Here is a 5,838-nt window from a genome sequence, read left to right as displayed (position 1 = left end):
ACAGGCCGGACGACCTGTCCATACCTTCCGGCGTGTCGGGCGCCGGACACGCCGTGGGACCACAGTTTCAATTGAAACTGTAGATCTGCGGAGCCAGCCCGGGCCGCCGGGCAGGGGGGCGCGAATCAGAGGACGACGCGGGTCCGGTCAGTCCTCGCGAGGGGTGATGAGGGCTGCTGCGATTCGGGGGAAGATTTCGGTGAACAGGGTGCTCAGGTTGGGGTCGCTGTTGCTGAAGACCGCTCTTTCCAGTTCTGCGTCGTAGATCGCGATCAGGGCCCTCACGGCGTCTCGGGTGTCGACCTCTGGGCGCATGCCCAGCTCATCCAGGGCGTGCTGCATCAGCTCCGCGACCGCTTCGGTGACCTGGACCAGGTACTCGCCCGCTCGCATGCGCAGTTCCGGGTTCCGGAGGGCGTGCGCGCGGAATTCGGTCAGCAGCAGGTACCAGGTCTTGTCGGCGACCAGGGATTCCGCGCAGGCCGCACCGATCTCGAGGATCGATTGGTGCACCGAGCGCTCTTCGCCGGTGGGGGCTACCGCCTTCTCGATGATCTCCCGGGTCTGGTCGATGCGGGCGGCCATCTCCTCCTCGTAGACCGCCAGGAAGAGGTCTTCCTTCGTCGCGAAGTTGGAGTAGAAGGCGCCGCGGCTGAAGCCTGCTGCCTCGCAGATCAGCTCCACCGGCGCGTCTCGGATGCTGTGCTCGAGGAACACCTCCCGGGCAGCGGAGATCAGCCGTCGACGGGTTTCCGCGCGTCGTCGGGTTTCGCGTCGTTGCGGCTGGTCGGTCATGACCTTGAGTCTCCCGCTCGGTGTTTCGCCTCACAATTTCCCGCGCGAGGTGGCCTCGCGGGGTCCCGGGAAACATACAGTGTGCATTGAATACATCGTGTATCGCATGCACCGCGTATCGCATGCGCCGTGTATCGATCCTCGCTGCGGGAGTGTTCCGGTTGTCGTCTTCGCTGTACCGACTCGGGCGGGCCGTGGTCCGCGCCAGGACTTGGGTGCTGGTCGCGTGGCTGGCGCTGCTCGCCGTGCTGGGCGGCGGCGCGTTCTTCCTGCAGAAGGGGATGGAGACCAGCCTCGAGATCCCCGGCGCTGAATCGCAGGAGGCGCTGGACCACCTCAACAACGTCTTCCCGCAGATGACGGGCTCGCGGGCGCAGCTGGTGTTCACCGTGCCGCCGGGCGAGCAGGTCGACTCGCCGGAGGTGCGGCACGCCTTCGAGGGGCTCATCGACCGCGTTTCCGGCTGGGACGGCGTGGGCGCGGTGATGAGTCCGCTGGACGACCTGGTGAAGAACCAGGTCTCCGCGGACCGCAGCACCGGTCTGATCAACATGCAGTTCGACTTCCCGCCGCTGGACTTCCCCGAGCAGGTCAAGAACGACCTGCTCGGCGAGGCCCACGCGCTGGAGCAGCAGCTCGGCGAGGGCGCTTCGGTGCACATCGGCGGCGACATCTTCGCCAACGCGATGCCCGAGATGGGCGCCACCGAAGCGGTCGGCGTGGTCGTCGCGCTGCTGGTGCTGATGCTGCTGCTGCGCTCGCTGATCGCCGCGGTGATGCCGCTGGTCACCGCGCTCGTCGGCGTCGGCGTGTCGATGACGATCGTGCTGCTGGCGACCGCGTTCACCGAGGTCTCGTCGGCCGCGCCGATGCTCGGCGTGATGCTGGGCCTGGCCGTGGGCATCGACTACTCGCTTTTCATCGTGTCCCGGCACCGCGAACAGCTCGCCGACGGCGTCGACGTCGACGAGTCCATCGCGCGGTCCGTGGCCACCGCCGGTTCGGCCGTCATCTTCGCCGGCGTCACGGTGATCATCGCGCTGCTGGCGCTGGCGGTCCCCGGCATCACGTTCCTGACCACGATGGGCGTGCTGGCCGGTGTCGCGATCGCGATCGGCGTCGCGGTGGCGCTCACGATCATCCCGTCGCTGCTGAGCTTCGCCGGTGAACGGCTGCGGCCGGTCAAGGTCCGGCGCCGTCGCGCCGCCAAGCCGCGTCGCGAGCGCCGCTCGTTCGCGCTGACCTGGGTGCGGGCCGCGACCAAGGCGCCGCTGCTGACGATCGTCCTGGTCGTTACCGGGCTCGGCGTGTGCGCGCTGCCGATGGCCGACCTGAAGCTGTCGGTGCCGGACGCGAGCGCGCAGGCCGTCGGAACCCCGGCGCGGGACACCTACGACCACATCGCCGAGAAGTTCGGTCCCGGCTTCAACAGCCCGCTGATGATCACCACCGACATCATCGGCACCAAGGACCCGCTCGGGCAGGTCAACGGCATCGCCGACGAGATCCGCGCGATGCCGGGCGTGGCCGCGGTGCCGATGGCCACGCCGAACCCGACCATCGACACCGGCATCATCCAGGTCATCCCGACCACCGGCGGCGAAGCCGACGAGACCGCCGACCTGGTGCACCGGCTGCGGGCGATGAGCCCGCACTTCGCCGAGAAGTACGGTGCAGGCATCGCGGTGACCGGCGTGACCGCCATCGGCATCGACCTGTCCGAGAAGCTCTTCGACGCGCTGCTGCCGTTCGCGGTGATCGTGGTCGGCCTGACGCTGGTGCTGCTGGCGATGGTGTTCCGCTCGGTGTGGGTGCCGGTCAAGGCCGCGCTCGGCTACCTGCTGTCGGTCGGCGCGACGTTCGGCGCGATCGCGTTCGTGTTCAACCAGGGGCACCTGGCCGGACCGCTGAACATCGCGCACGTCGGCGGGGTCATCAGCTTCATGCCGATCCTGCTGATGGCGATCCTGTTCGGGCTGGCCATGGACTACGAGGTCTTCCTGGTCTCCCGGATGCGCGAGGAGTACAGCCACCACGGCGACGCGAAGCGGGCCATCGAGGCCGGTTTCACCAACGTCGCGCCGGTGGTGGTGGCCGCCGCGGTCATCATGATCTCGGTGTTCGCCGCGTTCGTCCCGCACGGCGACGCCAACATCAAGCCCATCGCGCTCGGCCTGGCGGTCGGCGTGTTCGTGGACGCGTTCCTGGTGCGGATGACGCTGGTGCCCGCGGTGATGGCGCTGCTCGGCGACAAGGCCTGGTGGCTGCCGCGCTGGCTGGCCCGGCGGCTGCCCGCGCTGGACGTGGAAGGCGAGGCGCTGCAGCACGAGCTGCGGCTGGCCGAGTGGCCGGGCAACGACGAGGTGGTCAGCGCCCGCGACCTGAGCATCCACGACGATCGCGGCGACCAGGTCCTCGGCGGCGTGCGGATCGGCCTGCGGCCCGGCGAGGTGCTCGCGGTGGAGGGCGACGAGGCGTCCGCGCTGCTGCACGCGCTCGGCGGCCGGGTCCGGACCGTGCGGGGTGATCTCCGGGTGGCCGGACTGCTGTTGCCGCAGCGGGCGCGGGCCGTGCGCTCGCGGACCGCGCTGGTGCAGTGCCGGGACTCCGCTGAACCTGCCGCCGAAGTCCGGCAGGCGGTGGCCGAAGGCGTGCGGCTGGTGCTGCTCGACGACGTCGACGCGATCTCCTCCGCCGACCAGCGCCGCCAGCTGGCCGGCCTGCTCCGGAATTCGTCCACTTCGGACGGATCGCCGGTGAGCTTCGTCGTGACCTTCCAGAACGCGGGCCTGGTCTCCGACCTGCTGCCGGACCACCGGGTCGACGTTCTGCGGCTTTCCGCGCGGCCGGACGTGTTGTCGGGCCGCCTCCAGGAGGTTTGAGGGCAATGGTGAACCCGTTCACGCACGCCACCCGGCGCGCCGGCGGATCGGTCGGCCGCCTCACCTGGATCGGGCTCGCCCTGGTCCCGGTGCTCGTCGTCGGCGTGCTGGCCTGGGCCTTCTGGGCGCCGATGAGCCAGCACGGCGCCGCCAAGGTCGCGGTGGTCAACAGCGACGAGCCGACCACGATCAACGGCCAGCTGGCCCCGCTGGGCCGGGAGATGGCCGCGAAGCTGGTCAACAGCACCGATTCCGGCTACGTCTGGCAGATGACCTCCGCCGAGGAGGCGTCGGAAGGCCTGGCCGACGGCCGGTACGCGGCGGCGGTGACCATCCCCGCGGAGTTCTCCCGCAACACCGCGTCGGCGATGACCGGCAAGCCGATGGACGCCACCCGCGCCGGGATCTCCGTGGACACCTCGCCGGTCGCGGCTCCCGCTGACGCGGCGGCGGTGGAAGCCGCTGCGCGGCAGAGCGTTTCGGTGTTCAACCAGCAGATCCTGGAGATGCTTCTCGACGGGTTCTACGGCGGGTTCTCCGAGATGCACGGCCAGCTCGGCACCGCCGCCGACGGCGCGCGGCAGCTGGCGGACGGCAGCGGGCAGCTCGCGGACGGCACCAAGCAGCTGGCGGGCGGTGTCGGTCAGTTAGCCGGTGGCGTCGACGAGTTGGCCGGCGGTGTGCCGCAGCTGGCCCACGGCGGCGCGCAGCTCGCCGATGGTGCGCAGCAGCTCTCCGGTGGCCTGAACGAGCTGCACCAGCAGGTTTCGCAGATGCCCGCGCAGACCCGGCAGCTGGCCGACGGCGCGGAGCAGGTCGCGGCGGGCAACCGCCAGATGGCGAACCAGTTCGTCCCGCTCGCCGACAAGATCCTGGCCGCGACCGACCAGATCCCCGACTCCCCCAAGCTCGACGGCCTCGCCGAGCTCGCCGCGCAGTGCCCGGTCGAAGGCCTGACGACGGACTTCTGCACCCGCCTGCGCGCGGACGTCGACAAGGTCAACCAGCGCGAGGGCGCGCTGGACGGCATCAAGGACAAGATCCAGCAGCCGGTGAAGCAGGCCCGGGACGGTTTCGAAGGCCTCGCCTACGGTTCCGAGCAGGTCGCCAAGGGCACCCGGATGCTCGCCGACAACTCGGGCCAGCTGGTCTCCGGCATCGGCCAGCTCGCCGACGGCGGCACCCAGCTCAGCAGCGGTGCGCAGCAGCTGTCCGGTGGGCTGAACCAGCTCAACGGCGGAGTTCAAGAGCTCAACGGCGGCGTCAAGGAACTCGACGGCGGCGTGGGCCAGCTGGTCTCCGGCGCCGAGCAGGTCGCCGACGGCAACCGGCAGTTCGCCGACAAGATCGCCCCGGCCGTCGACCAGCTGCCCAACTACACCGACGAGGAGCGCGCCCATCTCAAGACGGTGGCGTCCAGCCCGGCCGCGTTGCAGTCCGACCTGCCCGGCTTCGGCAAGTCGCTGATCGCCCTGCTGATCGCGATCGCGTTCTGGACGGCGGCGCTGGGCATCTACGCCGTGACCAGGGCGGTCCCGGCCGACGCGGCGAGCTCCCGCCGCTCGACCTGGCGCCTGGTGCTCTCCTCGCTGCTCCCCGGCGTGCTGATCGCGGCGATCGGAGCAGTCGTGGTCAGCGCGGCGCTGGCCCCGTTCCTGGACCTGTCCTTCGGCTCCTGGGCGGCTTTCGCCGGAGTGACGCTCCTGGCGGCCCTGGCGTTCGTGGCGCTCAACCAAGCCCTGACCGCCTTGTTCGGCAACCCCGGCCGGATCGTGTCGATCGCGGTCCTGGTGTTGGCGGCAGCGACCGGAGTGGTCTCCACGATCCCGGGCACTCTCCAGACGATCAGCGCGATCCTCCCGACCCACGGAGCGGTCCAAGCCCTCTCAGCGATCGTCACCGGCTCCGGCGGAGCCATCAGCGGAGCGCTCCAACTCGCGGCCTGGCTGGTCGCAGGCCTCCTGATCACCGTGCTGGCAACGGACCGGTCCCGTGTCCTCCCGGCCAAACAGCTCCGCCGCCGCCCCACTCCCCCGGCCTGGTAGCGATCTTCACCTTATGGTGTGGTGCTGGGGGGCGTGGTGTGGGGGGTCTTGGTGATGAACGGGAAAGAAAAGAGGACCCCCACACAGGAGACCAACGCCGCGAGCGGGAGATGAAA

At 70.0% G+C, this 5,838-nt stretch carries 3 protein-coding genes; 2 read left to right on the top strand and 1 reads right to left on the bottom strand.

Going from position 1 to position 5,838, the window contains the following annotated elements; genetic code table 11:
- Positions 1-147: 147 nt before the first annotated feature.
- On the bottom strand, positions 148-795 hold the full coding sequence (locus tag ABTZ89_RS34530) for a TetR/AcrR family transcriptional regulator (RefSeq protein WP_270950026.1): 648 nt from the start codon (positions 793-795) through the stop codon (positions 148-150).
- Between the two features lie 161 nt (positions 796-956).
- Here ABTZ89_RS34530 and ABTZ89_RS34525 point away from each other — a divergent pair, with 161 nt between their 5' ends.
- Positions 957-3,677, top strand: a complete 2,721-nt coding sequence (locus ABTZ89_RS34525) for an MMPL family transporter (RefSeq protein ID WP_351052779.1) — start codon at positions 957-959, stop codon at positions 3,675-3,677.
- Positions 3,678-3,682: 5 nt separating this feature from the next.
- Positions 3,683-5,722, top strand: coding sequence for a YhgE/Pip family protein (locus tag ABTZ89_RS34520; RefSeq protein ID WP_351052776.1), 2,040 nt, complete (start codon positions 3,683-3,685; stop codon positions 5,720-5,722).
- The last annotated feature ends 116 nt before the right edge of the window (positions 5,723-5,838 follow it).

It is taken from the genome of Saccharopolyspora sp. NPDC002686, from assembly GCF_040295745.1.
Taxonomy (GTDB): domain Bacteria; phylum Actinomycetota; class Actinomycetes; order Mycobacteriales; family Pseudonocardiaceae; genus Saccharopolyspora; species Saccharopolyspora oryzae.
This window is presented reverse-complemented; position numbering and strand designations above follow the sequence as displayed.

Coding starts and splice junctions, on each gene's coding strand:
- ABTZ89_RS34530 (WP_270950026.1), bottom strand. CDS start 795: ATGACCGACCAGCCGCAACGACGCGAAACCCGACGACGCGCGGAAACC.
- ABTZ89_RS34520 (WP_351052776.1), top strand. CDS start 3,683: ATGGTGAACCCGTTCACGCACGCCACCCGGCGCGCCGGCGGATCGGTC.